Annotated in this window: 28 protein-coding genes; 9 read left to right on the top strand and 19 right to left on the bottom strand. The window is 66.6% G+C overall.

Annotated features, from left to right (window positions below; all coding sequences use genetic code 11):
- Positions 1 to 27: 27 nt before the first annotated feature.
- The 4 genes from V6U71_RS01990 to leuC form a co-directional block, all read right to left on the bottom strand.
- The gene (locus V6U71_RS01990; protein ID WP_411340759.1) at positions 28 to 270 is read right to left on the bottom strand and encodes a DUF167 domain-containing protein; all 243 of its coding nucleotides are present in this window, start codon (positions 268 to 270) and stop codon (positions 28 to 30) included.
- A gap of 32 nt (positions 271 to 302) precedes the next feature.
- A complete protein-coding gene (locus tag V6U71_RS01985) occupies positions 303 to 1,298 on the bottom strand; it encodes an NADPH:quinone oxidoreductase family protein (protein ID WP_411340758.1) in 996 nt (331 codons plus the stop codon).
- A 111-nt stretch (positions 1,299 to 1,409) separates the two neighbouring features.
- Positions 1,410 to 2,006 carry a 3-isopropylmalate dehydratase small subunit gene (gene leuD / locus V6U71_RS01980; RefSeq protein WP_411340757.1) on the bottom strand — a complete coding sequence of 199 codons (597 nt, stop codon included), beginning with the start codon at positions 2,004 to 2,006 and terminating at the stop codon, positions 1,410 to 1,412.
- The gene (gene leuC / locus V6U71_RS01975) at positions 2,003 to 3,433 is read right to left on the bottom strand and encodes a 3-isopropylmalate dehydratase large subunit (RefSeq protein WP_411340756.1); all 1,431 of its coding nucleotides are present in this window, start codon (positions 3,431 to 3,433) and stop codon (positions 2,003 to 2,005) included. Before leuC ends, leuD begins: the two co-directional genes overlap by 4 nt.
- Before the next feature lie 209 nt (positions 3,434 to 3,642).
- Here leuC and V6U71_RS01970 point away from each other — a divergent pair, with 209 nt between their 5' ends.
- Complete coding sequence (locus V6U71_RS01970) at positions 3,643 to 4,161, top strand: sterol desaturase family protein (RefSeq protein ID WP_411340755.1); 519 nt, start codon at positions 3,643 to 3,645, stop codon at positions 4,159 to 4,161.
- 105 nt (positions 4,162 to 4,266) lie between these two features.
- On the opposite strand, the gene V6U71_RS01965 is transcribed toward V6U71_RS01970, so the two are convergent.
- From V6U71_RS01965 to V6U71_RS01940, 6 genes are all read right to left on the bottom strand, one after another.
- Complete coding sequence (locus tag V6U71_RS01965) at positions 4,267 to 4,947, bottom strand: glutathione S-transferase family protein (RefSeq protein WP_411340754.1); 681 nt, start codon at positions 4,945 to 4,947, stop codon at positions 4,267 to 4,269.
- Complete coding sequence (locus V6U71_RS01960; protein ID WP_411340753.1) at positions 4,935 to 5,912, bottom strand: NAD-dependent epimerase/dehydratase family protein; 978 nt, start codon at positions 5,910 to 5,912, stop codon at positions 4,935 to 4,937. The genes V6U71_RS01965 and V6U71_RS01960 overlap by 13 nt, the downstream gene beginning before the upstream one ends.
- A gap of 65 nt (positions 5,913 to 5,977) precedes the next feature.
- Entirely contained in the window at positions 5,978 to 7,258 is a 1,281-nt protein-coding gene (locus V6U71_RS01955; RefSeq protein WP_411340752.1) for a serine hydrolase domain-containing protein, read from the bottom strand.
- Positions 7,259 to 7,268: 10 nt separating this feature from the next.
- Positions 7,269 to 7,910, bottom strand: coding sequence for a CoA transferase subunit B (locus V6U71_RS01950; protein WP_411340751.1), 642 nt, complete (start codon positions 7,908 to 7,910; stop codon positions 7,269 to 7,271).
- Positions 7,910 to 8,788, bottom strand: coding sequence for an HAD family acid phosphatase (locus V6U71_RS01945; RefSeq protein ID WP_411340750.1), 879 nt, complete (start codon positions 8,786 to 8,788; stop codon positions 7,910 to 7,912). The genes V6U71_RS01950 and V6U71_RS01945 overlap by 1 nt, the downstream gene beginning before the upstream one ends.
- On the bottom strand, positions 8,788 to 9,498 hold the full coding sequence (locus V6U71_RS01940) for a CoA transferase subunit A (RefSeq protein ID WP_411340749.1): 711 nt from the start codon (positions 9,496 to 9,498) through the stop codon (positions 8,788 to 8,790). The genes V6U71_RS01945 and V6U71_RS01940 overlap by 1 nt, the downstream gene beginning before the upstream one ends.
- 88 nt (positions 9,499 to 9,586) lie before the next feature.
- Here V6U71_RS01940 and V6U71_RS01935 point away from each other — a divergent pair, with 88 nt between their 5' ends.
- On the top strand, positions 9,587 to 10,486 hold the full coding sequence (locus V6U71_RS01935) for a LysR family transcriptional regulator (protein ID WP_411340748.1): 900 nt from the start codon (positions 9,587 to 9,589) through the stop codon (positions 10,484 to 10,486).
- Here the strand turns inward: V6U71_RS01935 and V6U71_RS01930 are convergent.
- Positions 10,478 to 11,137 (bottom strand): HAD-IA family hydrolase, encoded by a 660-nt coding sequence (locus tag V6U71_RS01930; protein WP_411340747.1) that lies wholly within the window; start codon positions 11,135 to 11,137, stop codon positions 10,478 to 10,480. The two genes, V6U71_RS01935 and V6U71_RS01930, sit on opposite strands and share 9 nt — an antisense overlap.
- 43 nt (positions 11,138 to 11,180) lie before the next feature.
- Complete coding sequence (locus V6U71_RS01925; protein ID WP_411340746.1) at positions 11,181 to 12,302, bottom strand: DUF2855 family protein; 1,122 nt, start codon at positions 12,300 to 12,302, stop codon at positions 11,181 to 11,183.
- A 56-nt stretch (positions 12,303 to 12,358) separates the two neighbouring features.
- On the opposite strand from V6U71_RS01925, the gene V6U71_RS01920 reads away from it, so the two are divergent.
- A complete protein-coding gene (locus tag V6U71_RS01920; protein WP_411340745.1) occupies positions 12,359 to 12,742 on the top strand; it encodes a DUF488 domain-containing protein in 384 nt (127 codons plus the stop codon).
- On the opposite strand, the gene V6U71_RS01915 is transcribed toward V6U71_RS01920, so the two are convergent.
- From V6U71_RS01915 to V6U71_RS01905, 3 genes are read right to left on the bottom strand one after another with little or no spacing between them, the layout of a single operon-like run.
- A complete protein-coding gene (locus V6U71_RS01915; protein WP_411340744.1) occupies positions 12,739 to 13,428 on the bottom strand; it encodes a VIT1/CCC1 transporter family protein in 690 nt (229 codons plus the stop codon). The two genes, V6U71_RS01920 and V6U71_RS01915, sit on opposite strands and share 4 nt — an antisense overlap.
- Positions 13,429 to 13,465: 37 nt before the next feature.
- Positions 13,466 to 13,930, bottom strand: coding sequence for a GlcG/HbpS family heme-binding protein (locus V6U71_RS01910; protein WP_411340743.1), 465 nt, complete (start codon positions 13,928 to 13,930; stop codon positions 13,466 to 13,468).
- Positions 13,931 to 13,957: 27 nt separating this feature from the next.
- Complete coding sequence (locus V6U71_RS01905; protein WP_411340742.1) at positions 13,958 to 14,878, bottom strand: SMP-30/gluconolactonase/LRE family protein; 921 nt, start codon at positions 14,876 to 14,878, stop codon at positions 13,958 to 13,960.
- Between the two features lie 46 nt (positions 14,879 to 14,924).
- Between V6U71_RS01905 and V6U71_RS01900 the strand changes: the two genes are divergently transcribed.
- Together V6U71_RS01900 and V6U71_RS01895 are read left to right on the top strand one after the other, a co-directional pair.
- Positions 14,925 to 15,524, top strand: coding sequence for a TIGR02466 family protein (locus tag V6U71_RS01900; RefSeq protein ID WP_411340741.1), 600 nt, complete (start codon positions 14,925 to 14,927; stop codon positions 15,522 to 15,524).
- 154 nt (positions 15,525 to 15,678) lie between these two features.
- The gene (locus V6U71_RS01895) at positions 15,679 to 17,112 is read left to right on the top strand and encodes an NAD-dependent succinate-semialdehyde dehydrogenase (RefSeq protein WP_411340740.1); all 1,434 of its coding nucleotides are present in this window, start codon (positions 15,679 to 15,681) and stop codon (positions 17,110 to 17,112) included.
- Between the two features lie 79 nt (positions 17,113 to 17,191).
- On the opposite strand, the gene V6U71_RS01890 is transcribed toward V6U71_RS01895, so the two are convergent.
- The gene (locus V6U71_RS01890; RefSeq protein ID WP_411340739.1) at positions 17,192 to 17,956 is read right to left on the bottom strand and encodes an SDR family oxidoreductase; all 765 of its coding nucleotides are present in this window, start codon (positions 17,954 to 17,956) and stop codon (positions 17,192 to 17,194) included.
- Positions 17,953 to 18,336 (bottom strand): dihydroneopterin aldolase, encoded by a 384-nt coding sequence (locus V6U71_RS01885; RefSeq protein WP_411340738.1) that lies wholly within the window; start codon positions 18,334 to 18,336, stop codon positions 17,953 to 17,955. Before V6U71_RS01885 ends, V6U71_RS01890 begins: the two co-directional genes overlap by 4 nt.
- Positions 18,337 to 18,426: 90 nt before the next feature.
- On the opposite strand from V6U71_RS01885, the gene V6U71_RS01880 reads away from it, so the two are divergent.
- From V6U71_RS01880 to V6U71_RS01865, 4 genes are read left to right on the top strand one after another with little or no spacing between them, the layout of a single operon-like run.
- Positions 18,427 to 18,927: a GNAT family N-acetyltransferase gene (locus V6U71_RS01880; RefSeq protein WP_411340737.1), complete on the top strand. Its 501-nt coding sequence runs from the start codon at positions 18,427 to 18,429 to the stop codon at positions 18,925 to 18,927.
- A gap of 46 nt (positions 18,928 to 18,973) precedes the next feature.
- The gene (locus V6U71_RS01875; protein WP_411340736.1) at positions 18,974 to 19,558 is read left to right on the top strand and encodes a DUF1285 domain-containing protein; all 585 of its coding nucleotides are present in this window, start codon (positions 18,974 to 18,976) and stop codon (positions 19,556 to 19,558) included.
- Positions 19,558 to 20,148, top strand: a complete 591-nt coding sequence (locus tag V6U71_RS01870) for a CoA pyrophosphatase (RefSeq protein ID WP_411340735.1) — start codon at positions 19,558 to 19,560, stop codon at positions 20,146 to 20,148. Before V6U71_RS01875 ends, V6U71_RS01870 begins: the two co-directional genes overlap by 1 nt.
- Positions 20,145 to 21,353, top strand: coding sequence for a CCA tRNA nucleotidyltransferase (locus V6U71_RS01865; protein WP_411340734.1), 1,209 nt, complete (start codon positions 20,145 to 20,147; stop codon positions 21,351 to 21,353). The genes V6U71_RS01870 and V6U71_RS01865 overlap by 4 nt, the downstream gene beginning before the upstream one ends.
- Here V6U71_RS01865 and V6U71_RS01860 read toward each other — a convergent pair.
- Together V6U71_RS01860 and parC are read right to left on the bottom strand one after the other, a co-directional pair.
- Complete coding sequence (locus V6U71_RS01860; protein WP_411340733.1) at positions 21,326 to 23,002, bottom strand: putative bifunctional diguanylate cyclase/phosphodiesterase; 1,677 nt, start codon at positions 23,000 to 23,002, stop codon at positions 21,326 to 21,328. The two genes, V6U71_RS01865 and V6U71_RS01860, sit on opposite strands and share 28 nt — an antisense overlap.
- 89 nt (positions 23,003 to 23,091) lie before the next feature.
- On the bottom strand, positions 23,092 to 25,395 hold the full coding sequence (gene parC / locus V6U71_RS01855) for a DNA topoisomerase IV subunit A (RefSeq protein WP_411340732.1): 2,304 nt from the start codon (positions 25,393 to 25,395) through the stop codon (positions 23,092 to 23,094).
- Between the last annotated feature and the right edge of the window lie 107 nt (positions 25,396 to 25,502).

Raw genomic sequence — 25,502 nt, 5'->3', positions numbered from 1 at the left:
GGATAGGCTGCACCCCCTGATAAAGGGTTAACCTTCGGCAATTCCGATCAGCTTCAACCGTGCTTTTCCACCACGGAGCAGCGTCAAATCGCGTGGCGGCCTGTCCAGCGCCGCGGCCAGCACGCGGAGTACCGCCGCGTTCGCAGCGCCATCGGCGGGCGGCGCGGTAACGCGTACGTGCACGCTGCCATCGACGATCGCGACCGTGTCGCGGCCGGCGCCCGGCGTCACCCGCACCTCGATCCGGCCCTGCTCCGCCAGAGCGGCCAAAGCGGCGGCCAGCGCGGGGTCGGGACGATATTTCAGATGGTGACGACCAGCTTGCCGACCGCGCTGCGGTCGCCCAGCTTGGCGATCGCCTTGCCGCCGTCGGCCAGCGCGAAGCTTCCGGTGACCCGCGGCTTGATCTTGCCCTGTTCCCAAAGCTGGAACAGCCGCGCGATATTGGCGCGATTGCGCTCCGGTTCGCGCGCAACGAAGGCGCCCCAGAACACGCCCGCGACGTCGCAGCTCTTGAGCAGCGTCAGGTTGAGCGGCAGGCGCGGGATGCCGGCCGGGAAACCGACGACCAGATAGCGCCCTTCCCACGCGATCGAACGCAGCGCCGGCTCGGCATAGTCGCCGCCAACCGCGTCATAGATGACGTTCGCGCCATCGCCGCCGACCGCCGCCTTGAACTTGTTCGCCAGCTCCTTCGACTGGTCCTTGTCGAACGGCTGGCGGCCATAGACGACGACCTCGTCGGCACCCGCCTGGCGCGCAATTTCGGCCTTTTCCTCGCTCGACACGCCCGCGACGACGCGCGCACCGAACGCCTTGCCCAGCTCGACCGCCGCAATGCCGACACCGCCCGATGCGCCGAGCACGAGCAGCGTGTCGCCTTCTTCGATATGGCCGCGATCGACCAGCGCGTGGATGCTGGTGCCATAGGTCATGAGGAGCGATGCGCCCTCGGCGAAATCATGGCCTTCGGGCAGGTGATAGACATTGTGGACGCCGACCGCGATCGCTTCCGACATGCCGCCATTGCCGCAGCCCGCGATGACCCGGTCGCCGACCTTGAACTCGGTCACGCCCTCGCCGACCTCGGCGACCAGCCCCGCGACTTCACCGCCGGGCGCAAAGGGGCGTTCGGGGCGGAACTGATATTTATCCTCGATGATCAGCACGTCGGGGAAGTTGACGGCACAGGCCTTCACATCGATCACGATCTGGCCCTTGCCCGCGGTCGGGCGCGGCAGTTCGCCCAGCGTCAGCGTTTCGGGACCACCGGTTGCGGTCGACAAGAGAGCCTTCATCATCTTCTCCTCTTCTGCGTTGTTGCGGTACCGGCCCGCTCCCCCTCCCGGCCTCCCCAACGATAGTAGCCTATGGGAGGCCGGGAGGGGGAGCGGGCCGGTACCGTTAATTCATGCGGCGGCTTGCGGCCGCAGCCACGGGCGATCGGCGTCGAGCTTCTGCTCATAGGCGCCGATCGCGGCATCACTCTTTTCGGTCAGCGAAATCTCGTCGAGGCCTTCGAGCAGGCACATCTTGCGGAACGGGTCGATCTCAAACGCGAAGCGGTCCTGAAACGGCGTCGTCACCGTCTGGGTGTCGAGGTCGACATGGATCGGATCGGTTGCCGCGACCTCCATCAGCCGGTCGATGGCCGCCTGCGGCAGCACCACCGGCAATATGCCGTTCTTCACCGCATTGCCCGAGAAAATGTCCGAATAGCTGGGTGCGATGACGACCCGGATGCCCAAGTCGCCGATCGCCCATGCGGCATGTTCGCGGCTCGATCCGCAACCGAAATTATCGCCCGCGATCAGGATCGGCGCGCCCTTGTACTCGGCGCTGTCGAACAGATTGCCGGGATCGGCGCGCAGCGTCTCGAATGCGCCGCGCCCCATGCCCTCGCGGCTCGTCGTCTTCAGCCAGTGGGCGGGGATGATCACGTCGGTGTCGACATTCTTGAGGCCCAGCGGGATCGCGCGGCCTTCGACCTTTTCGATCGGGGTCATGCCATCAACTCCCGCACATCGGTCAGCTTCCCGGTCACCGCCGCCGCCGCCGCCATCGCCGGGCTGACGAGGTGGGTGCGGCTGCCCGGGCCCTGACGGCCGACGAAGTTGCGGTTGCTGGTGCTCGCGCAGCGTTCGCCCGCGGGCACCTTGTCGGGGTTCATCGCGAGGCAGGCCGAACAGCCGGGCTCGCGCCATTCGAGCCCCGCTTCGGTAAAGATGCGATCCAGCCCTTCGGCCTCGGCCTGCGCCTTGACGAGCCCCGAACCGGGAACGACGATCGCCCAGCGGACATTGTCGGCCTTGTGGCGCCCCTTGATCACCGCGGCGGCGGCACGCAGATCCTCGATGCGGCTGTTGGTACAGCTCCCGATGAAGATATTCTCGACCGGCACGTCCTGCATCCGGGTACCGGGTTCGAGTCCCATATAAGCGAGTGACTTGGCGGCGGCCGTCTGCTTCGACGGATCGGCAAAGCTCGCCGGATCGGGAACCACGCCGGTGATCGGAACGACGTCCTCGGGGCTAGTTCCCCAAGTGACGCTCGGCGCGATGTCGGCGGCGTCGATGACGACAACCTTGTCGTAACTGGCGCCTGCATCGGTCGCGAGGCTTTTCCACCAGGCGACCGCGGCGTCCCAGTCGGCGCCCTTCGGCGCATAGGGGCGTCCCTTCAGATATTCGAACGTCGTCTCGTCGGGCGCGATCAGGCCCGCCCGCGCGCCGCCCTCGATCGCCATGTTGCTGACGGTCAGGCGGCCTTCGATCGACAGGGCGCGGATCGCGCTGCCGGTATATTCGATGACATGGCCAGTGCCGCCCGCGGCGCCGATGACCCCGGTGATGTGGAGGATGATGTCCTTCGCCGACACGCCGGGACCAACATCGCCCTCGACGCGCACTTCCATCGTCTTCGACGGCTGGAGCAACAGCGTCTGCGTCGCCAGCACATGCTCGACCTCGCTCGTCCCGATACCGAAAGCGAGCGCGCCGATGCCGCCGTGGCAGGCGGTGTGGCTGTCGCCGCAGACGATCGTCGTGCCGGGCAGCGAAAAGCCCTGTTCGGGGCCGACGACATGGACGATGCCCTGTTCGGGCGCGACCGCGTCGATATAGCGGATGCCGAATTCGGGCGCGTTCTTCTCGAGCGCGGCGAGCTGCGCCGCGCTCTCGGGATCGGCGATCGGCAGGCGGTTGCCGGCCGCGTCGAGTCGCGCCGTCGTCTGCACATTATGATCGGGCACCGCGAGCGTCAGGTCGGGGCGGCGCACGGTGCGGCCGCTGGCGCGAAGCCCGGCGAACGCCTGCGGGCTGGTGACTTCATGGACGAGGTGGCGGTCGATGAAGATCAGGGCGGTACCATCGGGGCGCTGTTCGACGACATGCGCGTCCCAGATTTTCTCGTAAAGGGTGCGGGGCCGGGTCATGCGGTGCACTTACGCCTGTGCGATAACAATGCAAGCGAGTGGCGGTCAAAAACGCAATTTCCGTTCGTCGGCTATCTACCCTTTCCTTCGTCACCCCGGACTTGATCCGGGGTCCATGGCCGCCGCCGCTGTGATGGATGCCGGATCAAGCCCGGCATGACGAAAAAGGGGTGGTAGTCTGCATGACCCGGTGCGCCTATACTCGGCCCATGTCGCCATTCGCCATCCTCACGCTCATCCTTGCCACTGTAGTGGCGATGGAGGGCATCGCCTGGGCGAGCCACAAATATATCATGCACGGTTTCGGCTGGGCCTGGCACCGCGACCATCACGAGCCGCACGACAAGCTGCTGGAAAAGAACGACCTGTTCGCGATCGTCGGCGCCGCGATGAGCATTTCAATGTTCGCCGTCGGCAGCCCGATGATCATGGGCGCGGCGGCGTGGGAGCCGGGAACATGGATCGGCCTCGGCATCCTTCTGTATGGCATCATCTACACGCTGGTGCACGACGGGCTCGTCCACCAGCGCTATTTCCGCTGGGTGCCGCGACGCGGCTATGCCAAGCGGCTGGTGCAGGCGCACAAGCTCCACCATGCGACGATCGGCAAGGAAGGCGGGGTCAGCTTCGGATTCGTTTTTGCCCGCGATCCGGCGAAGCTGAAGGCCGAACTCAAGGCGCAGCGCGAGGCCGGGATCGCGGTGGTGCGCGAGGCGCTCGCCGACTAATTGCCGTCATTGCGAGCGCAGCGAAGCAATCTCCAGCCCTCATTCCAGCATAACGTGGGCTGGAGATTGCTTCGTCGCTCCGCTCCTCGCAATGACAAGGTTCGGTCAAGCCGTTCGGTAATCCGCGGTAACCGCCCCCGCCGCCGCCAGTTCGGCCTCATGGCTTTCCTCGCGCCAGCTTTCGGCGAGTGCCTGCTGCTCCCAGTCGAGCATCGCCGGATGCGCCAGCATATGATCGACCCACGCCTGCCCGGCCCCGGCTTCGAGACCATAGGTGCGGATGCGAAAGGCGACCGGGGCGAAGAAAGCGTCGACGGCGGTAAAGCTGGCGCCGGCCAGATAGGGCCCGCCGAACCGCGACAGCCCCTCGGCGAACAGTTCGCGGATACGCGCGACATCGAGCCGGAGCGCGCCCGACGGCGGCTTTGGCGTCACCCGGACGCCGACATTCATCGTGCAATCGCTGCGCAGCGCCGCAAAGCCGCTGTGCATTTCGGCGGCCGCGCATTGCGCCCAGGCGCGCGCATCGGGATCGGCCGGCCACACACCCTCGTGCCGGTCGGCAAGATAAAGCGTTATCCCGAGCGAATCGTAAACCGTCCGCCCTTCGTCGAGCAGCGCCGGCACCTGCCCGGTCGGCGAGAAACTGCGGAATTCGTCATAGTTGATCGGGTTGGTGAACGGCTCGATCTGATCCTCGAACGCGATGCCGAGGCCTTTCATCAGCACCCACGGGCGCAGCGACCAGCTCGAATAATTGCGATTGGCGGTGATCAGCACATACATGCTTCGCGCTCCTGTCGGACGATGGGGGATGTGTAATCGGGGTCGTGCGCAAAAGGCAGCGGGCCGCCTTCGCGCAGCGCAGCGAGCACGCTGCCGAAATCGCTCTCCGCCCGCCAGCCGAAGCGGCGCTCGGCACGCGACGGGTCGTAGACGCGCTCGATCGTCTGGGGCAGCACCCACCCCTTCGCGGCGTAAAGCTCCGCCGCATCGGGATAATGCCGCGCGATCACCGCGCGCGCATCGCGCGCCAGCTCTTCGGCTTCCTCGCGCCCGAACGGCGGCGGGGCGGAGAGGATGAAGCTGTCGCAGCCGATCACAGGCGCGGCCTCCAGCGCGGCGAGATGCGCCGCGGCGGCATCCTCGACCGTCAGGCGCCGATTGAGCAGTTCGTTCGCTTTCAGATTCTCGCCGCTCGGGCTGACATGCGTATCGTCATCCTCCGGGAAGAAACGTCCGGTGCGCAGGATCGCGATGTTGATGCCATGTTCGCGGTGGACCAGCTTCAATGCCTGTTCGGCGGCGAGCTTGGTGATGCCATAGATATTGCGCGGTTCGAGCGGCCCGAAATCCTCGTCCATCCACCACGCCCCCGCCTCGCCAGCCCCTTCGCGCACGTCGGCGCGCACCATCAGCGAGGTGGTGGAGGTGAAGAGAAAACGGTCGTTGCCCGCCGCGACCGCCGCCTCGATCAGGTTCAGCGTCCCCGTCACATTGACATCGACGAACGCCTGCCGCGGATAACGCACGATGTCGGGCTTGTGCAGCGCGCCGCCATGAATGACGGCCTCGATGCCATGCTGGGCCATGACACGGTCGACGAGCGCCCGGTCGGCAACCGTGCCGACCACCCCCGTATGCGCGCCGGGAACGACATCGAGCCCGGTGACCGCATGGCCGTTATCGGCGAGCAGGGGCGCAAGATAACGCCCCAGCCAGCCAGATGAACCGGTCAGCAGCACGCGCATCGATGTTTCTCCTCTCGGTCCCCGGCGCGCCTGATACACGGGCCGCGGACAGGCGGGCAAGTGTGCTACCCCTTCGGCACCGCGACGATCGGACCGGCCCGCGTGGGTTCGCGTTTCGCCGGCGGCAATTCGCTGAGGTCGAGCCAGCGTGCATCGGGGCGCTTGTGATAGCTGTCCATCGCCGCAAAGGGGATGCGGAAGGGAAAGCCCCAATTGCTGTTCCACAGGGCGACGACACCCGTCCGCGTCGCCGGTTCGAAGATCATCGTCGCGCGATAGCCCGCGACCGCACCCGAATGGCCTTCGAGCCGGTGGCCGCCATAGGTAAAGCTTCGCCAGCCAAGGCCATAGGCCGCATCCTTGTTCGCCTGACGCAGCGCGCCGCCGTAAAGATGCGCCGTGCCGACGCGCGGGCGATGCGCGATCTGCAACACCGCCTCGGGCAGCACATCGGGGCGGCTGCCCATCATCGCCTGCATCCAGGTGGCGAAATCGACGATATCGCTTTCGACGCCGGCGGCTGCGGGAACGCGCCAATAGGCCTCCTTGAGCGGGCTGACCTGCGCGCCGTTGTGCGGCCTCGCCCAGTCCTTCGCACCGGTCAGCCGGTTCATCCCATATCCCGCGCTGACCATGCCGAGCGGCAGGAAGAAGCGATCCTCGACGCTATCGGCGAAGGGTTTGCCCGCTGCCTTGGCCAATATCTCGCTCGCGGCATCGAAGGCGATATTCTGATAGGTATGGCAGGTGCCCGGTTCGCATTGCAGCGGCGCGGCGGCGAGCCCCTGCCGCAGCACGGCTGGGTCCTGCCCCTCCTCCAGCTTCTCGTCATAGGCATTCTTGGTCAGGCCGGTACGCTGGGCCAGCAGGTCGCCCACCGTAATCCGCTGCTCGGCGCCGCCGGGCAGGCGCAGCGAACTGTGCCAGTCGGCGACCGGGCGGTCGAGATCGACCGCGCCGTCATGAGCCAGCGCGGCCGCCATGGCGCCGGTCGCGGTTTTCGAAACCGACGCCCAGCGGAACAATGTATGCGCGGTGACCGGCGCCCCGGTCGACCGGTCGGCGACGCCATAGGTGCGGACGAACCGCATTTCGCCATCCTCGACCACCGCAACCGCCAGCCCCGCCATCTCGGGGCGCTGCGCGAGCGCGGCAAGCTCGCGGTCGAACGCAACATAGTCGATCCGCCCACGCCATTCGGCGGGCGTGTCGGGCAGGTTTTCGGCTGCCTTGAACGGAATCGCGACGCTGGCCAGCGTCCGCGTGCCGCCCAGCGCGTGAAAACCGAACCAGCCTGCGACTCCCAGTGCGACGACCGCGACGAGGCAGGCCAGAACCCGCGTCATCGACCTTTGTTTAGATGGCGACCTCATAATTGGCCGTCGTCTTAGCGGCGACATCCGCCGCCGTCACCCCCGGCGCGAGTTCGATCAGCCTGAACGGGCTGTCATGGTCGTCGCGCCGGAACACCGCGAGGTCGGTGATGATCATGTCGACGACATTCTTGCCGGTCAGCGGCAGTGTGCAGGCGGGGATGAACTTGGGGCTGCCGTTCTTGGCGTTGTGCTCCATCACGACGATGATCTTCTTGACCCCGGCGACGAGATCCATCGCGCCGCCCATGCCCTTGATCATCTTGCCCGGGATCATCCAGTTGGCGATGTCGCCGTTTTCGGCAATCTCCATCGCGCCCAACACAGTGAGGTCGATATGCCCGCCGCGAATCATCGCAAAGCTCTGTTCGGACCCGAAATAGGCCGACTGCGGCAGTTCGCTGATCGTCTGCTTGCCCGCGTTGATCAGGTCGGGGTCTTCCTCGCCCTCATAGGGAAAGGGACCGATGCCGAGCATGCCGTTTTCCGACTGCAACGTCACCGTCATCCCGGCCGGGATATGATTCGCGACCAGCGTCGGGATGCCGATGCCGAGGTTGACGTAATAGCCGTCCTGCAGTTCCTTCGCGGCGCGTGCCGCCATATCGTCGCGGGTCCAAGGCATTATCGGGGTTTCCATTCGCTGTCGGTGGAGAAAACATCGTCCTGGCCCAGCGTTTGCCAGGGGCCGTAGACGGGGTTGGGAAAAAGGAACCAGCCCTTGTCCCAGAGTGCGGTCGCGGCGGGCCCTGTCGCAAGCGCCATGCGCTGCGCGGCTGGGAGCTCCTTCGCATTGAATTGCTGGCTGAAATCGCCGAGCTGGTCGCCGCCGAGGATGATCACGCAATATTTTGACGCGATCGTCGCACGGCGCGGGTCCTTGCTCGAACCCCCGGCGTCGTCGCCCATCAGGAACAGCGTTTCGCCATGCCGGAATTCGCCGAGCCCGGCGGCGCGGAGCGTGTCCTCGCTGCCCTTGGCATTACCGGCGCTGCGGTTGGTGTTGGCGATCACGGTGATCCCCGCGGCGCGGAGCGCGTTCACCATCTCGACCGTCCCGGGCATCGCCTTTGCCTTGCCCGCGCCGGTCTTTTCCCACTGATCCCAGACCGCAAGGTCGAAGGCGCCGCCTTTTTCGGCGAACAGGCGCATCGGCGCGATATTCCAGATCAACGTTTCGTCGGCATCGAACACCGCAGCAAAGGGCTTGTCGCCGCACGGTTCGAAGCGCGGCGCGTCCATCGTCGCGCCCGGCGCAAGGACCACGCTGTCGCGCGGCCGCTCCTTGACCCGCCACACGCCATAGCCGGCGATCCGCGCATTGACCGCCCGCACTGCGATCGCGGCCTCGGCCGAGCCATAGAGAAATTGCAGCGGCACCGGCGGCTTGCCGGCTTCGGCAGGCGCCGCAGCGGCGGGCGGCGGCGGCGTTGTCGCCACCTCGGCCGGAGCACTCGCACAGCCGGCCAGCAGCAGCCCGGCCGTCAGGGCAAGACTACGCATCACGCCGTCTCGCGCGGGCGCGTCGTGCGGAACTCGATCTTCTTGTCGTAAGGGGCACCGACGATCATTCGCTTCACATAGATGCCGGGCAGGTGGATGCTGTCGGGGTCGAGGCTGCCGACGGGCACAATTTCCTCGACCTCGGCGACGCAGATCTTCGCGGCGGTCGCCATCGGCTGGTTGAAGTTGCGCGCGGTCTTGCGGAAAATGAGGTTGCCGCTCTCGTCGGCCTTCCACCCCTTGACGATCGCAAGGTCGGCGAAGATGCCGCGTTCGAGGATATAATCCTGCCCGTCGAAATTCTTCACTTCCTTGCCCTCGGCGACGAGCGTGCCGACGCCGGTCTTGGTGTAGAAGCCCGGGATGCCCGCACCGCCGGCGCGGCAACGTTCGGCGAGCGTGCCCTGCGGGCAGAATTCGACCTCGAGCTCGCTCGCCAGATATTGCCGCTCGAACTCCTTGTTCTCGCCGACATAGCTGCTGATCATCTTTTTGACCTGCTTGGTGCGGAGCAGCTTGCCCAGCCCTTCGCCATCGATGCCGGCGTTGTTGCTGGCGATCGTCAGCTCTTTCGTGCCCGCATCGCGGATCGCGTCGATCAGCCGTTCGGGAATGCCGCACAGGCCGAACCCGCCGGCGCAGATATGCATGCCGTCAAAGAGCAGTCCTTCGAGTGCGGCGGCTGCGTCGGCGTATCGCTTGTTACCCATGAACACACTCCTCACTGCTGGCGGCGGCGACCTTGGCGGATAAAATCCATCAATTCTAATTACTCTATTTTTCGATTATACATAAACAATGTCTATCAATCGCATCTCGATCTATCACCTCGAAACATTGCTCTGGATCGACCGCCTCGGCACTTTTTCGGCCGCCGCAGAGCGGCTCAACACGACGCAGCCCGCGGTGTCAGCGCGGATGCGCGAGCTGGAGCAGAGGCTGGGCACGACGCTGTTCCGCCGCGACGGACGGACGATGTCGCTGACCGCGGCGGGGCGCAAGCTGGTGCGCGACTGCGACCCGCTGCTTCGTGACATGCAGGTCGCGCTACTCGGCAGCGGCGGTTTCGCCGAAGCGAGCGGCGTCGTGCGGATCGGGGCGGGCGAGATTGCCGCAGCAAGCTGCCTGCCCGCCTTCGTCGCCGCGCTCAAGGCCGACATGCCGAACGTCGGGCTCGAAATCGAGATCGACCTGACCGCCAACCTCATCCAGCAACTGCTCACCGGCCGCACCGACATTGCCTTCGCCGCGGGTCCGATCGCGCACCCCGCGCTCAAGACACGGCCGATCGGCGAGGTCGCGCTGGTCTGGCTCGCCAGTCCGGCGGTCGCCGCCGCCTTCGGTCGCGGCGACAGCAGCCAGCCCGTCCCCGTCTGGTCGCTCGCCAGCCATTCGCCGATCCACGGCCGGATGCGCGACGCGATCCAGGCGTCGCGCATTACGCAAAAGTCGCTCAACCTCTGCAACAATGCGCGGACGATGATCGACATCGCCAAGGTCGGCGGCGGCATCGGTATCTTTCCCGAACCGATGGTCCGCGCCGAAATCGCCGGCGGCACGCTCACCCCGATCGCCGACATGCCCGCCCTCGCGCCCGTCGAGTTCCACGTCGCCATGCGCGTTTCGGACACCGAACCGGTGCTGACGCGGATTTTCGATGAAGCAGCAAAGCTCGATCTCGCGGAAGCGTCAGCCTAGCGGCACCCCCAGCGCCGCCGACAGGTCGGCGAGCGCCTGTTCGCCGCTCGTCACCTTGATCGCGTGCATGCCGAGCTGGCTCGCGGGTTTGCAGTTGATGCCGAGGTCGTCGAGGTAGATGCAGTTCGCCGGTTCGACGCCCAGCGCTTCGCACATCATCAGATAGATGGCGGGGTCGGGCTTGCGGACGCCCGCCTTGCTCGATTCGATGACATGCGCAAAGCGCGCCATGATGCTTGCGACCTCGTTCGCGGCTTCCTCGCTGCGCGTCATCCCGGCGCCCTTGATGCCCTTGCCGCCGGGGACATTGTTCGTGATGCACGCGATGGTAAAACCCTGCGCCTTCAGCGTGTCGAGCGCCGCGACCATCGCCGGGCGGACGGCGCCCGCAATGACCGCGAGCACCGCTTCGCCTTCGAGCTCGTGCCCCAGCGCGCGCGCTTCGGCGGCAAATTCGGTGTCGAAACTCGCCGCGTCGATCTCGGCGCGTTCAAATTTCGCCCAGGCATTGTCGTCGGGGTTCGTCGCATTGACGCGGCGGACGAAATCGCGCGGCAGCCCGCGCTCCTCCTCCAGCCGGTTGAACGCTTCGAAGGGCGAGGCGGTGATGACGCCGCCGAAGTCGAAGATGACATGGGTGTAGCGAGACATGGCGCGGCTAGAGCGCAGATTGACGTTAACGTCAACCACCGGGTCAGGGTTCGACGACGATCCCCGCCCTTGGGTCGGCGCGACCCGCGAGCATGTCGTGGTACGCGGCGAGCGCCGCCTCGCTCCCCTGCCGCTTGTCGATCGCCGTCAGCCGCGGCGCCACATCCATGAAACCCAGCCAGGCCTGGGCGATTTTCTGCCCGAACGCCGGCCCGCCCCAGTCGGCGATGCGCTTCTGGCTGCGCCCCGGCGCGAAAAAGCCTTGCCGTTCGGGACCGGGCAGCGCGGCTTCCCCAGCGTCGGCGTCCCAGTGCGACTTGCCGACGATGATCGAGGCTTGGAGATTATGGCCGAAATGGCTGTGCACCGCGCGGGTCACCGCGCCATTGCCCGCCATGTCGACGAGCGCCGAGGGCGTCCCCGGATTGAGCGTCATGATGTCGTCATAGGCAATGACGCGATCGTAGATACCCTGCTCCGCAAGGCTGGCGACATTGGCCTTGCTGGTCAGGCCGATCGTTTCGGGGCGATGCTCGGCGCGCCGGGCGATCGAAAAGCCGAGCCCGATCGCGGTCTTGCTCGATGCGCTCGCGATCAGGATCTGGCTTGCGCCATAGTCGCCCTCATCGTCGAACTGGTCGGCGATCAGCCAGCCGGTCAGGAACAGCGGGCGGAAGACTGGCCAATAATCATGGTCTGCGGCGCGATAGTCGGCCAGCGCCTCGATCCGCTGATAATTGTTATAGATCGGCGGCAGCGTCATCCGCCGCGGCGTCACGTCGGTGAAGCCGCCCGGCCCCGCCTTGCCGACGGTCAGCACGGCGTCGCTCGCCATCGGATAATAGCCGTAGAAGCGGTCGCCGGCGGCAACGCCCTCGGCGGCGCTCTCGGTGACGGTCGCGAAACCCCATACCGGCAGCCGCCCCGGCTCGCCACGCTCGGCAAAGAAATCCCAATAGCCCTGGTCCCTCCCATTTTTATCTGGGCCGAACAGCCCGGCCGGCTTGCCGAACACCGCATAGGTGATGTTGTTCGCGGTCATCGCATAGCTGTCGAGGTGGACGCGCACCTGCCCCGGCGCGAGCGGCGCAGCGACACCCTCGACCAGATCGGCCTTCGTGATATCGTCACGATCGATATCGATCGCCCAGCCAGCTCTGCTCATGTCCGACCCCTCCGATTGGCTTGCCCGCGGCTGCGGGATGGACGATAGTCATACAGATGGCGCTGCCCCTGACAATCGCGGTCAAACGCATCCACGAACCGGCCGGTCCCGGCGACGGCATGCGCTTCCTCGTCGATCGGCTTTGGCCGCGCGGCGTGTCGAAGGAAAAGGCGGCGCTCGCGGCGTGGTTGAAACCGCTGTCGCCCAGCGACGCCCTGCGCAAACGCTATCACGGCGAGACCGCCGATTCGGACGAAGCGTGGGATGCCTTCCGGCTCGACTATTTCGCCGAACTCGATGCCGGCGGCGACGAGACGAAGGCCGCGCTCTTCACGCTCGACGCGGCGGCAGAGGCGGGTCCGGTGACCTTGCTCTATGCGGCGAAGAGCGAGGAGCGGAACAATGCCGTTGCGCTCCGCGAATGGCTGGAGCGCCGCTAACCCACCGTCGTTCCGAGCAGCGATCCGATCGCGATCGTTACCGCCATCGCCACCGCGCCCCAGAAGGTCACGCGGACGACGGGGCGCAGCATCGGCGCCTTCCCCGCCCATGCCCCCAGCGCGCCGAGGATGGCGAGGAAGACGAGCGAAGCCGCCGAGACGGTGAAGGGCAAGGAATCGCCGCTGTCGACCAGCACTGTCCCCAGCGGCAGCGCCGCGCCGATCGCGAAACTCGCCGCCGAAGCCGCCGCCGCCTGCACCGGCCGCGCCGCCATCGCATCGGTCATCCCCAGTTCGTCGCGCAGATGGGTATCGAGCGCGTCATGCGCGGTGAGCTCGACCGCGACCTGTTCGGCGAGCGCGCGGGTCAGTCCGCGCTGCTCGTATATCTGCGTCAGTTCCTCGAGCTCGAACTCGGGGTCGGCGGCAAGGTGGCGTTTCTCCAGCTCGACATCGGCCTTCTCGGCGTCGCCCTGCGAACTCACCGACACATATTCGCCCGCCGCCATCGACATCGCCCCTGCGACGAGTCCCGCAGTGCCGGTGACGAGGATCGACGATTGCGACACGCCCGCCGCGGCGACCCCGGCGATCAGGCTCGCGGTCGACACGATGCCGTCGTTGGCGCCGAGGATCGCGGCGCGCAGCCAGCCGATCCGCGTGACGGCGTGGGTTTCCTCGTGCATGACGGCGCTCCCTGCTGCGGGCCGCGCGCGACGACAATCAGCGGGCGCGTTCCGACTTCAGACCTGCTGCCGCGATCCCGGCGGCGGCGCAACCGGCATCGTCCGCCGGCGCCTCGCCCGACGCGCCGACGCCGCCGAGCCGCGTGCGTCCGTCGGCGCTGAAGATCGGTACGCCGCCCGGCACGGTGACGACGTGCGGCGCGTCGGCAAAGCCCGGCGTGCCCTTCACCGCTTCCTCCATCCCGCTCGTCGCGAAACCCCACGCCGCGACCGCGCGCGCCTTGGCGAGCGAGAAGTCCATCATGCCGAACGCATTGCCGTCCATCCGCCAGGTGGCGACCGGGTGGCCGCCCAGATCGACGACCGCGATCGCATGCCCCTGCCCCTTGGCGCGCGCGTGCGCGGCGCAGCCCTTGACGATCGCATCGGCCTGTTCGGCGTTCAGCACCTGCCCATTTGCCGGCGCCGCGATCAGCAGCGCCGCGACCCATATCATCCTCATCCTCGCCTCTCCCTCCCGGGGCGCGGGTCAGTATTGGAGCTGCAACCCCGGTCTGGCCCAGCGCGTCTTCACGAGCCGGCCCGTTCCCGACAGGGTGATATAGGCATCCTGCCGGTCGGGCCCGCCGAAGGCGATGTTGGTGGTGAAGATATCGTCGGTCTCGACAAATTCGACGAGCTGTCCGTCGGGACCGACGACCGAAATCCCGCATTCGCCGATCGTCGCGACGCAGATATTGCCGTTCGCTTCCATCGCGAGGCTGTCGAAGAATTTATAGCCCGCGGGGCGATAGAGCGGGATGCCCGGGCCGCCCGGCCCCGCGCTGTCGTCGACCTTGCCCGGCGCGACGATATTGAACTGGGTCAGCCGGCAGGTGTAGGTTTCGGCAGCATACAGCTTGGTGCCGTCGGGCGAGATGCCGATGCCGTTGGGATTATAGCTCGGGAAGATCACTTCCTCGATAAAGCTGCCGTCGGCCTTGGCGTAGAAGATGCCGACGATGTCGTGACAGCGCGCGGCATAATCGACCTTGCCGTGATCGGTGAACCAGAAGCCGCCATGCGCGTCGAACATGATGTCGTTCGGGCCGCGCAGGACGACGCCGTGGTCGCCGCTCTTGTAGAGGACCTCGACTTCGCCCGTCTCGATGTCGATGCGCTCGATCCGCCCGCCCGAATAATCGTCGGCGATGCCGTGCGGCGCGAGATAGCCGTTCGATTCGACATAGTTGAAGCCGCCGTTGTTGCAGCAATAAAGCTTGCCATCGGGACCGATCGCAAGGCCGTTAGGGCCGCCGCCGGGGGTCGCGATGACCTCCTTCCTGCCGCCGGGCCAGCAACGCGTGATCCGCTTCGCCTCGATCTCGACGACGATGACGCTGCCGTCGTCCATCACCACCGGCGCCTCGGGAAAGCGCAATCCGTCGGCGATCAGTTCAAACTCGGCCATCCTCGTCTCCCTTGCTCTTCGCTATCCGCTGTGCTTTGCGCCCATCATGCCCGTTCGCACGCTCTTCGCCACAAATTTCTACGAGGCCGACATCGGCACCCCCGACCTGCTCGAAGAGCTGGAGGAAAGCAGCCGCCTGTTCGCCGAAGAGGATGGCGCGGGACGGCGCTGGAGCCGCGAGCATGGCTATAAGGGCTACACCAGCTACGCGAGCCTCGGCGACCTGCCCGAACGCGACCCGGCCTTCCACGGCCTCAAGCGCCTGCTCGACAAGGAGGTCAAGGCTTTCGCCAAGGCGTGCCACTTCGATCTCGCCAAACCGCTCAAGCTCGACAGCCTGTGGGTCAACATATTGAAACCCGGCGGCACCCACAGCGGCCATATCCATCCGCACAGCATCGTCTCGGGGACCTTCTATGTGGCTGTCCCGCCGGGTTCGGGTGTGCTCAAGCTCGAAGACCCGCGCCTCGCGATGCTGATGGCAGCGCCCGGCCGTACCGACGACGCGCCCGAGCATCTCCTCCCCTTCGTCTACGCCGAACCCGCGGCGGGCCGTGTCTTCCTTTGGGAGAGCTGGCTGCGGCACGAAGTGATGCCGCATTCGGGCAAGGGCGAACGGATCAGCATCAGCTTTAACTATCGCTGAGCCGGTCCTATATGGGCGTCACCTGTTAGACCAAGCCCCTCTTCCCGTTCGCGTCGAGCGAAGTCGAGACGCCTCTCGGCCTTGCGCTAAACCGATGGGTGTCTCGACTTCGCTCGACACGAACGGATTTCGAGGGCGTAACGAAAGCACCCCCATGACCGCGACCTACGACGCCGATCTCCAGCTTTTCATCGACGGTGCCTGGCGGAGCGGCGAGGGGCGCAACGAGCGGCCGGTCTATAATCCCGCCACCGCGGGGACGATCGCCGGGCTGCCCGTCGCGACCGCCGCCGACCTCGACGAGGCGCTCGCCGCGGCGGAACGCGGCTGGCCGGTGTGGCGCGCAAAAACGCCCGACGAGCGCGCCGCGCTGATGCACAAGGTCGCAGCGACGATCCGTGAGCGGGTCGAACAGATCGCGACGCTGATGACGCTCGAACAGGGCAAGCCGATCGGCGAAGCGCGCGGCGAGGTGCTGTCGGCGGCGGGGCTGTTCGACTATTTCGCCGAACAGGGCAAACGCATCGAAGGGCGGGTGCTCCAGCGTCCGGTCGGCCAGCGCGCGATGGTGCTGAAACAGCCCGTCGGCCCCGTCGCGGCGTTCAGCCCGTGGAACTTCCCGGTCAATCTGATGGCGAAAAAAATCGCCCCCGCGCTCGCCGCGGGCTGCGTCGTCATCGCCAAGGCGCCCGAGGAGACGCCGGGCTGCACCAGCGCGATCATGCGCTGCATCGCCGACGCCGGGGTGCCGGGCGACGTCGTCCAGCTCGTCTATGGCGACCCCGACATGATCAGTCGCCACCTGCTCGGCAGCCCGGTGATCCGCAAGGTCAGCTTCACCGGCTCGACCGCGGTCGGCAAGCATCTGATGAAGCTCGCCGCCGACCGCGTCCAGCGGATCACGATGGAACTCGGCGGCCATGCGCCGGTGCTGATCTTCGACGATTGCGACCTCGAAACCACGCTCGACAAGGTGGTGTGGCAGAAGTTCCGCAACGCCGGGCAGGTCTGCATTTCGCCGACGCGCTTCTATGTCCAGCAGGGCATCTACGACGCCTTCGTCAAGGGCTTCGCCGAACGCACGGCGAAGGTGAAGATCGGCAGCGGCCTCGACGCCGACACCCAGATGGGCCCGCTCGCCAACGCGCGCCGCGTTCCCGCGCTCGAAGCGCTGGTTGCCGATGCGAAGGCCAAGGGTGCGCGCGTGATCGCGGGCGGCGAGGCGACGGGCGACGGCTATTTCTTCCAGCCGACCGCGATTGCCGACGTGCCGCTCGAAGCCGATGCGATGAGCCACGAACCCTTCGGCCCGATGGCGCTGATCCGTCCCTTCGGCACCGAGGACGAGGCGCTCGAACAGGCGAACCGCCTGCCCTACGGCCTCGCCGCCTTCGCCTTCACCGAGAACGGCCGCCGCATCAACCGCATCGCCGACCAGATCGAAAGCGGCATGGTCGGCGTGAACAGCTTCGTCATCTCGGCGCTCGACGCACCGTTCGGCGGGATCAAGGAATCGGGCTTCGGCAGCGAAAGCGGCCCCGAGGGCCTCGACGGCTATCTCGCCACCAAGGCGGTGCATATTTATTGATAATCGTCGCCCCAGCGAAAGCTGGGGCCGCTATCGTTCTGACAGGACGATGGAGATCCCGGCTTTCGCCGGGATAACGCTATTGATCCCGCTCCAACTGAACGAAATCGCGCCCCATCGGCGCCAGATGCGCACCGCCGTCGACGAAGATCGTCTGCCCGGTCACTGCCCCGGCGCGCGCTAGCCAGGCGACCGCATCGGCGATCTCGGCCGGCGTCGGCAGCGCGCCGAGCGGCATGCGCTGCGCCAGCCGTTCGACCTGCGCGTCCGAATAATCGTCGGTCGCCATCGTCAGCCCCGGCGCGACGGCATTGATCCGTGCGCGGCCCCCGAACGCCACGGCCAGCGTTGCCGTCGCCTGCCACAGCGCCGATTTCGACAGGCTGTAGGCGATCTGGTCGGGCACCGGATGGACGACGCGCTGGTCGACGATATTGACGATCGCCGGGCGCCGTCCTTCGCTCGCCGCCACGAGCGCCTTGGCGAGCATCACGGGCGCATGATGATTGACCTGCATCATCTCGGCCAGCGCGGCCGCCGACAGATCGGCCCATTCGCCCTCGGCAAACAACGCCGCATTGTTGACGAGCAGATCGGGCACGCGGCCGAACTTGTCGATCACCGCCGGCAGCAGCGCGTCGACCTCGGCGGGATTGGCAAGGTCGGCGGCAAAACGATGGCTCCGCGCGCCGGTTTCGGCGAGCGCGTCGGCAAGCACCGGATCGGCCTCGGCCGCCGACCTTTTGTGCAGCGCCAGCTCATAACCTTCGCGCGCCAGCCGCGCCGAAATCGCGGCCCCGACCCGGTGCAATCCGCCCGTGACCAGCGCCAGCTTCCGCGTCATTTGCGCCCGCCCGGCCGGCTTCTGCGCATCGTGATGCCGATCTCCTCGCCATCCTCGGCGATCGCCAGCTTGACGATCTTCACCTCGACCTCCTCGACCTTGTCGTCCTGCAGGAACAGGGTGTCGATGATATGATCGGCGACGCTTTCGATCAGCACGAAATGCACGTCGTTCGGGATGCCCTCGGTCGCCGCGAATTTGAGGTGCATATAGTTTTTCGAATGGCTGAGCGGCGTCACCGGATCATAATGGTCCGCCATCGCCAGTTTCGCGCGCACCGAAATGCGCAGCGGCTGCGGCAGGTGGGTTTCTTCGGAATAAATGCCGGTCAGCACCTGGGTCGTCAGACCCGCCACCTCCAGCCACAATGTATCGATCACAAGAAATTCCTGTCCATCGGGGGCGACATTCGGCTTTGCAACGACGACCCCGGTCCCTAAAGCGCCGCCGCATTAGCGAAAGGGTGCGCGTTGGTCGAGTTACTTCCATTGTCCGATATCGAGCCGCAGGCCGTCGAGGATCTCCTCGACGCCGCTTTCGGAACGGATCGCTTTGGACGAACCGCCTACCGTCTGCGCGAGGGCGCGGAGGCGGTGCCGGCTCTCAGCTTTGCGCTGGTCGAGGACGGGGTGCTGGTCGGCACGATCCAGTGCTGGCCGGTGGCGCACCGTTCGGCGAACGGCGCCGTCCCGCTCGTCATGGTCGGCCCCGTCGCGGTCCGTCCCGACGTCCAGCGCGGCGGCCACGGCCGCGCGCTGATGGCGCAGATGCTGGAAGCGGCCGAAACGCAGGCCGACAGCGCGCTGATGATGATCGGCGATCCCGAATATTACGGCCGCTTCTTCGGCTTCACCGCCGACGCGACCGCGGCGTGGGATTTGCCGGGCCCGTTCGAACGGCGGCGCCTGCTCGCCCGGGCGGTCAACGGGCATGGCCTGCCGACAGCCGCGGGGATGATCGGACCGCGCTGACGCCGCGCGGGGTTGCACCATCCGCCCGCCCGCCTATGTCGGTGGGATGGTCACTCCCGCCCCCTCGCTTCCGAAGGACTTCGCACAACTGTCGCTCGCCGAGGCGGCCGAACTGCTCGCGGCGCGCAAGCTGCCGCCGGTCGATCAGTGGCATCCCGAACGCACCGGCGACAGCGCGATGGAGATTCGCGCCGACGGGAGCTGGTATCACGAGGGCGGACGGATCAACCGGCCGGCGATGGTCAAACTCTTCTCGACCATCCTCCGCCGCGAGCCCGATGGCGGCCATGTCCTCGTCACCCCGGCCGAAAAGCTGTCGATTGCGGTCGAGGACACGCCCTTCCGTGCCGTCGAGATGAAGAGCGAGGGCGAAGGCGATACCCGCAAACTCGTTTTCCGGCTCGACACCGACGATCTCGTGATCGCGGGCGCCGATCATCCGCTCGGCTTCGGCAGCGATCCCGACAACCCCGATCCGCGCCTGCATGCGCGCGGGACGATCGGCAACGGGCTCGAAGCGCGGATCGACCGCGCGCTCTATTACGAGATCGTCGACATGGCGCTGGCGGACGGGGGCGAGCCGCCCGCGATCTGGTCGAACGGCACGCGCTTCCCGCTGGTGGACGCCTGATGCTGTCCGAAAAGCTGCGCGCTGCGCTCGACAATCTGCTCCCCGAAGCGGGCGAGGACGAAACCTATCTGATGGACGGCCTGCCGACGCTGCGCGATGCCGCAGTGCTGATCGCTTTCACCGACCGCCCCGACCCCGGCGTCATCCTGACCCAGCGACCGCAGTGGCTGCGCAGCCACGCCGGGCAGGTCGCTTTCCCGGGCGGCAAGATCGACCCCGGCGACCGCGACGCGATCGACGCCGCGCTGCGCGAGGCCGAGGAGGAGATCGGGCTCAGCCGCCGCGACGTCATGATCGCCGGGACGACCGAAGCCTATCGCTCGGGCAGCGGTTACCACATCACCCCCGTGCTCGGGGTGATCCCGCCCGACCTGCCGCTCGACCCCAACCCCGACGAGGTCGAGGACTGGTTCGAAGTGCCGCTCGACGTCCTGTTCGACCCGGAAAATTATATCCAACAGCACGCCCATTGGCAGGGCCACGATCGGCATTATTATGACATGCACTGGCAGGGACGGCGGATCTGGGGCGTGACGGCGGGGATCATCATCAATCTGGCGCGGCGGATGCCGGCGGGCTGGCACCGGTGACCCGGCTGCCCGCCGCCGAGTGGCAGGATCGGCCGGGGCTGCATCGCATCGTCGCGGCGCTCACCGCCGATGGCGGCGCGGTCCGGGTCGTCGGCGGCGCGGTGCGCGATACGCTGCTCGGCCTTGCGGTATCCGACATCGACCTCGCGACGCCGCTGTTGCCGCACGAGGTCGTGCGGCGGCTCGAAGCCGCCGACGTCAAGGTGATCCCGACCGGCATCGCTCACGGCACCGTCACCGCAATTGCCAGCGGCGACCATCACGAGATCACGACGCTGCGCCGCGACGTCGAAACCGACGGGCGCCGCGCGACGGTCGCCTTCGCCGATGACTGGTGCGAGGATGCGGCGCGGCGCGATTTCACGATCAACGCGCTCTATGCCGACCCCGCCGATTGGCAGGTCGACGATTATTTCGGCGGCCTTGCCGACCTCGATGCCGGATGCATCCGCTTCATCGGCGATGCCGCGACGCGGATTGCCGAGGATCATTTGCGCATCCTGCGCTTCTATCGCTTCGCGGCGCGCTTCGGGCGGGGCGAACTCGATGCCGCGAGCCATGCGGCGGTCGTCGCCGCGCGCCATTCGCTCAAAAGCCTGTCGCGCGAACGCATCGCCGACGAACTGACCAAGATACTGGCTTTGCCCGACCCGCGCGCGATCGTGGGGCAGATGGCGGACGACGGGATCTTCGCCGTCATGCTCCCCGAACTCGATCCGGGATTTGCCGCGGCGCTCGACCGGCTGCATGGCAATGAAGACGCGGCAGGGGTGGCGCCCGCGCCGCTCCGCCGCCTGGCCGCTCTCCTTCCCGCCAACGCCGCCGTGGCGGAACAGGTCGCAAGCCGGCTCCGCCTGTCGACCCGGCAGCGCAAGCATCTGGCAGCCCTCGCCGCGTATCGCAGCGACACGGCGCGCCCGCCGCGCCAGCTGGCCCATGCGATCGGCATCGATGCGGCGCGCGATGTCCATTTGCTCGCAGGCAATCCAGCCTCTGCCACTGCCGCAACAGAGGCATTGGCCGGCTGGGACGTTCCGGCCCTGCCGCTTAAGGGCGGCGACCTTGTCGCGCGCGGCATCGCGGCGGGCCCCGAAGTCGCCCGCATCCTGAAAGCGGTCGAGGCTGAGTGGGTGACGGAGGATTTTCCCGATGCCGCGCGCGTCGCCGAAATCGCCGATCAGAAGATCGGCCGCACCAGCGACTGACGCCAGTAATCGAGCGCCGCCTTGCCCTCCATCGGCCGCGCAAACAGAAAGCCCTGCCCGAAATCGCAGCCGAGCGCCGACAGCAGCCGGGCCTGATCGGCGGTCTCGACCCCCTCGGCAGTCGTTTTCATCCCCAGCACTTCGGCAAGGCTCTGGATCGTCCGGACGATCGCCACCTTGTCGCGGTCGTCGACCATATGCTCGACGAAGCTGCGGTCGATCTTGAGCACATCGATCGGTAGCCGCTGGAGATAGGCAAGGTTCGAATAGCCGGTGCCGAAATCGTCCATCGCGACACGGGTCGACAGCGCCTTCAATTCGCTCAGCACCGACAGCGCGAGGTCGGGATCACCGATGATCGCGCTTTCGGTGAGTTCGATCATCAGCCGTTCGCCGCCGATCTCGTGCGCCGTGAGTGCCTGCCGCACCACCGTGGCGATATCGTCGCGAACGAGCTGGATCGCCGAGACATTGACCGAAAAATAGCAATCGACGGGCGCGCCGTTCTGCCGGTCCCAGTCGGCGAGCACCGCGGCCGCCTTGCTGATCACCCGCTGGCCGAGCGGGACGATCAGCCCCGAATCCTCGGCGATCGGGATGAACTCGGTCGGCGGCACCGACTTGCCCTCGCTGTTATCCCAGCGCGCCAGCGCCTCGAACCCCGCAACCTTGCCGCTCGCCAGTTCGATCAGCGGCTGGAAGGCGAGGTGCAACCGGTCTTCCTCGATCGCGTTGCGCAGTTCGGTTTCGAGCCCGAAGCGATTGTCCGACAGCATCGCCGCTTCGGGTTCGTAAATCTCGATCCGGTCGGTCTGCTTCGCCCGCTTGAGCGCAATCTGCGCGTGGCGGATCTGGTCACCGATATCGGTGTCAATCGCCGGCTGAATCGCACAGCCGAGCGCGCAGTCGACGCTGACCTTGAGCGTGCCGATGCGGAAGGGGTGATCGAAGCAGCCGCGGATACGCCGCGCCATTTCGCGCACATCGGCGCGCCCGCCCGACACGCGCGACGAAATGGCGAATTCGTCGCCGCCGGTCCGCGCCAATATGTCGCCGCTGCGCAAGCTCGACTTCAGCCGCCGCGCCACCGTGATGATCAGCTCGTCGCCCGCGAGCGGCCCGATATGTTCGTTGATGCGGCTGAACCGCGCGAGGTCGAGCAGCAGGATCGCATGGTCGCCGGCGGCGTCGCCGGCCGAACGCCGTTCGACGAGCTCCTCGAAGCCGGCGCGGTTGGGCAGGCCGGTCAGGCTGTCGGAAATAAGTTCGCGGCGCAGGTTGCGCTCGGTCATCATTTCCTGCGTGCGGTCGATCAGGGTCAGGAGGAACAGCGAGTCGTCGCCGCATTCCTCCGACAAAGGTCCGATCGACCCGCGCAGGTCGCGCGCCGCAGGCCCTTCACCAAGCTGGCACGAAAATTCCTGCGTATCGTCGGGGTGACGCGCCGCGCGTTCGATCGCCCGCAGCAGCTCGATCGGGGCATTGGCGCCCGCCGGCGACAGGCGCAGCCGGTCGAACGCGGCATTGCTCGCGTGCAGGCTGAAATTGCCGCGCTCCATCGGACGGATCAGCGCCGCCGGTACAGGAAGAGCGTCGATCCAGCCGACGTAAAGAGAGGGCCGGTCCGCACCGGTTCTGTCGATAGGCATAATAGCGGGTTTTGACCGACCTTTCCCCATTACCCAATGCGTAAAGTAGCGGGGGTAAAGAAGCTATTTACGGCAACATGGAATATCGGTCAGCCGAAACGATTGTTGCGGGGAAAGCCCGTCGGCGGCATTCGTCCCGCCGCACCGCGCGCGACGCGCCACGGGGCAAGGTCGGTTTCGGTCCGGGTGCGGCCGGTATCGCCGCCCATCGCCCAGCTCAGCCCATCGGCGAAGGCAAAGCTCACTGCATCGGACAGGCCGCCGTCGCGGTAACGTTGCAGCATGACACCCTGCCCGCGCGCCATCACCGGCACCTCGGCGACGGGGAAGACGACGAGCTTGCGGTTCTCGCCAACCACCGCGACGCTATCGTCGCCGGCCGCGATCTTGCGGACGACGGAAAGCTGCGCCTTCGGCTTCAGGTTGACGACATTGCGGCCCTTGCGCGTCTCGGCAATCACCTCGCCCATCTGGACGATAAAGCCGTGGCCGCTCGACGAGGCGAGCAGCAGACGGCCGTCAACGGTCGCGGGGACCATCGCGACGATCCGCGCCTCGGGGTCGATGTCGACCATCAGCCGGAGCGGCTCGCCGAACCCGCGCCCGCCGGGCAGCTTGTCGGCGCCGACGGTGAAGAACCGCCCGTCGCTCGCCGCGATCAGCAGCTTGTCGGTGGTCTGGGCATGCGCCGCGAAGGCGAGTTCGTCGCCTTCCTTGAACTTGAACTCGCCCCACTGGTCGGCGGCGACATGGCCGCGCTGGGCGCGAATCCAGCCGCGCTTCGACAGGATCACCGTCACCGGTTCCTTCTCGATCATCGCGTCGAGCGGAATTTCGCGCGCCGGCGCGGCTTCGGCGATCGTCGTCCGTCGCGCCCCGAGCAGCGTGTCGAGACCATAGACGGCGCGCAGCTTTTCCAGATCCTTGCGCAGTCGCGTCTTCTGGCGATCCTTGCTCGCGACCAGCTTGGCCAGCTCCTCGCGCTCGGCGATCAGGTCGGCCTGCTCGCGCTTCAACTCCATTTCCTCGAGCTTGCGCAACGACCGCAACCGCATGTTGAGAATCGCTTCGGCCTGCCGGTCGGTCAACATGAACTCGGCGATCATCACCACTTTCGGCTCGTCCTCGGTGCGGATGATCTCGATGATGCGGTCGAGATTGAGGAAAGCGATGAGGTAGCCGCCAACCAGTTCGAGCCGGTCGTCGATCTTGCCGATCCGGTGCTCGGCGCGGCGGACGAGGACGATGATCTGGTGCTGCAGCCATTCGGTGAGAAGCTGGTGCAGCCCCATCACCTTCGGCGTCCGCGTCGCGTCGAGGACGTTGAGGTTGAGCGCGAAGCGGCTTTCGAGATCGGTCAGCCGGTAGAGGCTTTCCTTGAGCACATCGGGATCGACATTGCGGCTCTTGGGTTCGAGGACGATGCGCAGGTCCTCGGCGCTCTCGTCTCGGACGTCCTCGAGGATCGGCAATTTCTTGTCGGCGATCAGCTGCGCGATCTGCTCGATCAGCTTGCCCTTGGCGACGCCATAGGGAATTTCGCTGATCACAAGCTGCCAGGTGCCGCCCGCCTGCTTTTCGATGCCGCTCTCTTCCCACGCGCCGTCGGCGCCCTTACCGGTCGAGAAACGCGCCCGGACGCGAAAGCCGCCGCGACCGGTTTCATAGGCGTGCGCGATCGTCTCGGCGCTGTCGACGACGATGCCGCCGGTCGGGAAATCGGGGCCCTTCACATGTTCGAGCAGTTCGGACAGCTCGGCGCGCGGATTTTCGATCAGCACCAGCGCCGCGTCGATCACCTCGGCGGCATTGTGCGGCGGGATGTTCGTCGCCATGCCGACCGCGATCCCGCTCGCGCCGTTGGCGAGCAGGTTCGGGAACAGCCCCGGCATGATTTCTGGCTCTTCGTCCTCGCCATTATAGGTCGGCCGGAAATCGACGGTGCCTTCGTCGAGCCCCTGCATCAGGTCGATCGCGACGCGCGTCAGCCGCGCCTCGGTATAGCGGTATGCGGCGGCGTTATCGCCGTCGATATTGCCGAAATTGCCCTGCCCGTCGACGAGCGGGTAGCGGAGCGAGAAATCCTGCGCGAGGCGGACCATCGCGTCATAGACTGCGGTGTCGCCGTGCGGATGGAACTTGCCGATGACGTCGCCGACGACGCGCGCCGACTTCTTGTACCCCTGCGACGGGTCGAGCCGCATCGCGCGCATTGCCCACAGCAGGCGGCGGTGAACGGGCTTCAAGCCATCGCGCAGGTCGGGCAGCGAGCGCGCGGTGATCGTCGACAGCGCATAGACGAGATAGCGTTCGGACAGCGCGCTGTCGAACGGGGTATCGATCATGCCGGGGACGGGTTCGTTATGGTCGGGATCGTCGGTGGTATTCGCCATGCCCGGCTGCCGATAGCAAGGCTCGCGCGCCAAGGCAAAGGGGGATGCAGGCGGCGCGAAATTCCTTGCGCGCCTGCTGCCGCGTCCGATCGGTGACCTCGCCACTG

Origin of the sequence: Sphingopyxis sp. J-6 (genome assembly GCF_046603995.1) — a bacterium.
Classification (GTDB): domain Bacteria; phylum Pseudomonadota; class Alphaproteobacteria; order Sphingomonadales; family Sphingomonadaceae; genus Sphingopyxis.
Note: the sequence above shows the minus strand (reverse complement) of the source record. Positions and strands in the feature narration are given on the sequence as shown.

Excerpts from the sequence above, each read along its gene's own strand:
- V6U71_RS01860 (WP_411340733.1), bottom strand. The coding sequence starts at position 23,002 with ATGCCTATCGACAGAACCGGTGCGGACCGGCCCTCTCTTTACGTCGGC.
- V6U71_RS01965 (WP_411340754.1), bottom strand. The coding sequence starts at position 4,947 with ATGTATGTGCTGATCACCGCCAATCGCAATTATTCGAGCTGGTCGCTG.
- V6U71_RS01955 (WP_411340752.1), bottom strand. The coding sequence starts at position 7,258 with ATGACGCGGGTTCTGGCCTGCCTCGTCGCGGTCGTCGCACTGGGAGTC.
- V6U71_RS01940 (WP_411340749.1), bottom strand. The coding sequence starts at position 9,498 with ATGGGTAACAAGCGATACGCCGACGCAGCCGCCGCACTCGAAGGACTG.
- V6U71_RS01915 (WP_411340744.1), bottom strand. The coding sequence starts at position 13,428 with ATGCACGAGGAAACCCACGCCGTCACGCGGATCGGCTGGCTGCGCGCC.
- V6U71_RS01985 (WP_411340758.1), bottom strand. The coding sequence starts at position 1,298 with ATGAAGGCTCTCTTGTCGACCGCAACCGGTGGTCCCGAAACGCTGACG.
- V6U71_RS01875 (WP_411340736.1), top strand. The coding sequence starts at position 18,974 with ATGGTCACTCCCGCCCCCTCGCTTCCGAAGGACTTCGCACAACTGTCG.
- V6U71_RS01970 (WP_411340755.1), top strand. The coding sequence starts at position 3,643 with ATGTCGCCATTCGCCATCCTCACGCTCATCCTTGCCACTGTAGTGGCG.
- V6U71_RS01870 (WP_411340735.1), top strand. The coding sequence starts at position 19,558 with ATGCTGTCCGAAAAGCTGCGCGCTGCGCTCGACAATCTGCTCCCCGAA.
- V6U71_RS01890 (WP_411340739.1), bottom strand. The coding sequence starts at position 17,956 with ATGACGCGGAAGCTGGCGCTGGTCACGGGCGGATTGCACCGGGTCGGG.
- V6U71_RS01920 (WP_411340745.1), top strand. The coding sequence starts at position 12,359 with ATGGCGCTGCCCCTGACAATCGCGGTCAAACGCATCCACGAACCGGCC.
- V6U71_RS01960 (WP_411340753.1), bottom strand. The coding sequence starts at position 5,912 with ATGCGCGTGCTGCTGACCGGTTCATCTGGCTGGCTGGGGCGTTATCTT.
- V6U71_RS01930 (WP_411340747.1), bottom strand. The coding sequence starts at position 11,137 with ATGTCTCGCTACACCCATGTCATCTTCGACTTCGGCGGCGTCATCACC.
- V6U71_RS01925 (WP_411340746.1), bottom strand. The coding sequence starts at position 12,302 with ATGAGCAGAGCTGGCTGGGCGATCGATATCGATCGTGACGATATCACG.
- V6U71_RS01935 (WP_411340748.1), top strand. The coding sequence starts at position 9,587 with ATGTCTATCAATCGCATCTCGATCTATCACCTCGAAACATTGCTCTGG.
- leuD (WP_411340757.1), bottom strand. The coding sequence starts at position 2,006 with ATGACCCCGATCGAAAAGGTCGAAGGCCGCGCGATCCCGCTGGGCCTC.
- V6U71_RS01950 (WP_411340751.1), bottom strand. The coding sequence starts at position 7,910 with ATGCCTTGGACCCGCGACGATATGGCGGCACGCGCCGCGAAGGAACTG.
- V6U71_RS01900 (WP_411340741.1), top strand. The coding sequence starts at position 14,925 with ATGCCCGTTCGCACGCTCTTCGCCACAAATTTCTACGAGGCCGACATC.
- leuC (WP_411340756.1), bottom strand. The coding sequence starts at position 3,433 with ATGACCCGGCCCCGCACCCTTTACGAGAAAATCTGGGACGCGCATGTC.
- V6U71_RS01895 (WP_411340740.1), top strand. The coding sequence starts at position 15,679 with ATGACCGCGACCTACGACGCCGATCTCCAGCTTTTCATCGACGGTGCC.
- parC (WP_411340732.1), bottom strand. The coding sequence starts at position 25,395 with ATGGCGAATACCACCGACGATCCCGACCATAACGAACCCGTCCCCGGC.
- V6U71_RS01945 (WP_411340750.1), bottom strand. The coding sequence starts at position 8,788 with ATGCGTAGTCTTGCCCTGACGGCCGGGCTGCTGCTGGCCGGCTGTGCG.
- V6U71_RS01905 (WP_411340742.1), bottom strand. The coding sequence starts at position 14,878 with ATGGCCGAGTTTGAACTGATCGCCGACGGATTGCGCTTTCCCGAGGCG.
- V6U71_RS01910 (WP_411340743.1), bottom strand. The coding sequence starts at position 13,930 with ATGAGGATGATATGGGTCGCGGCGCTGCTGATCGCGGCGCCGGCAAAT.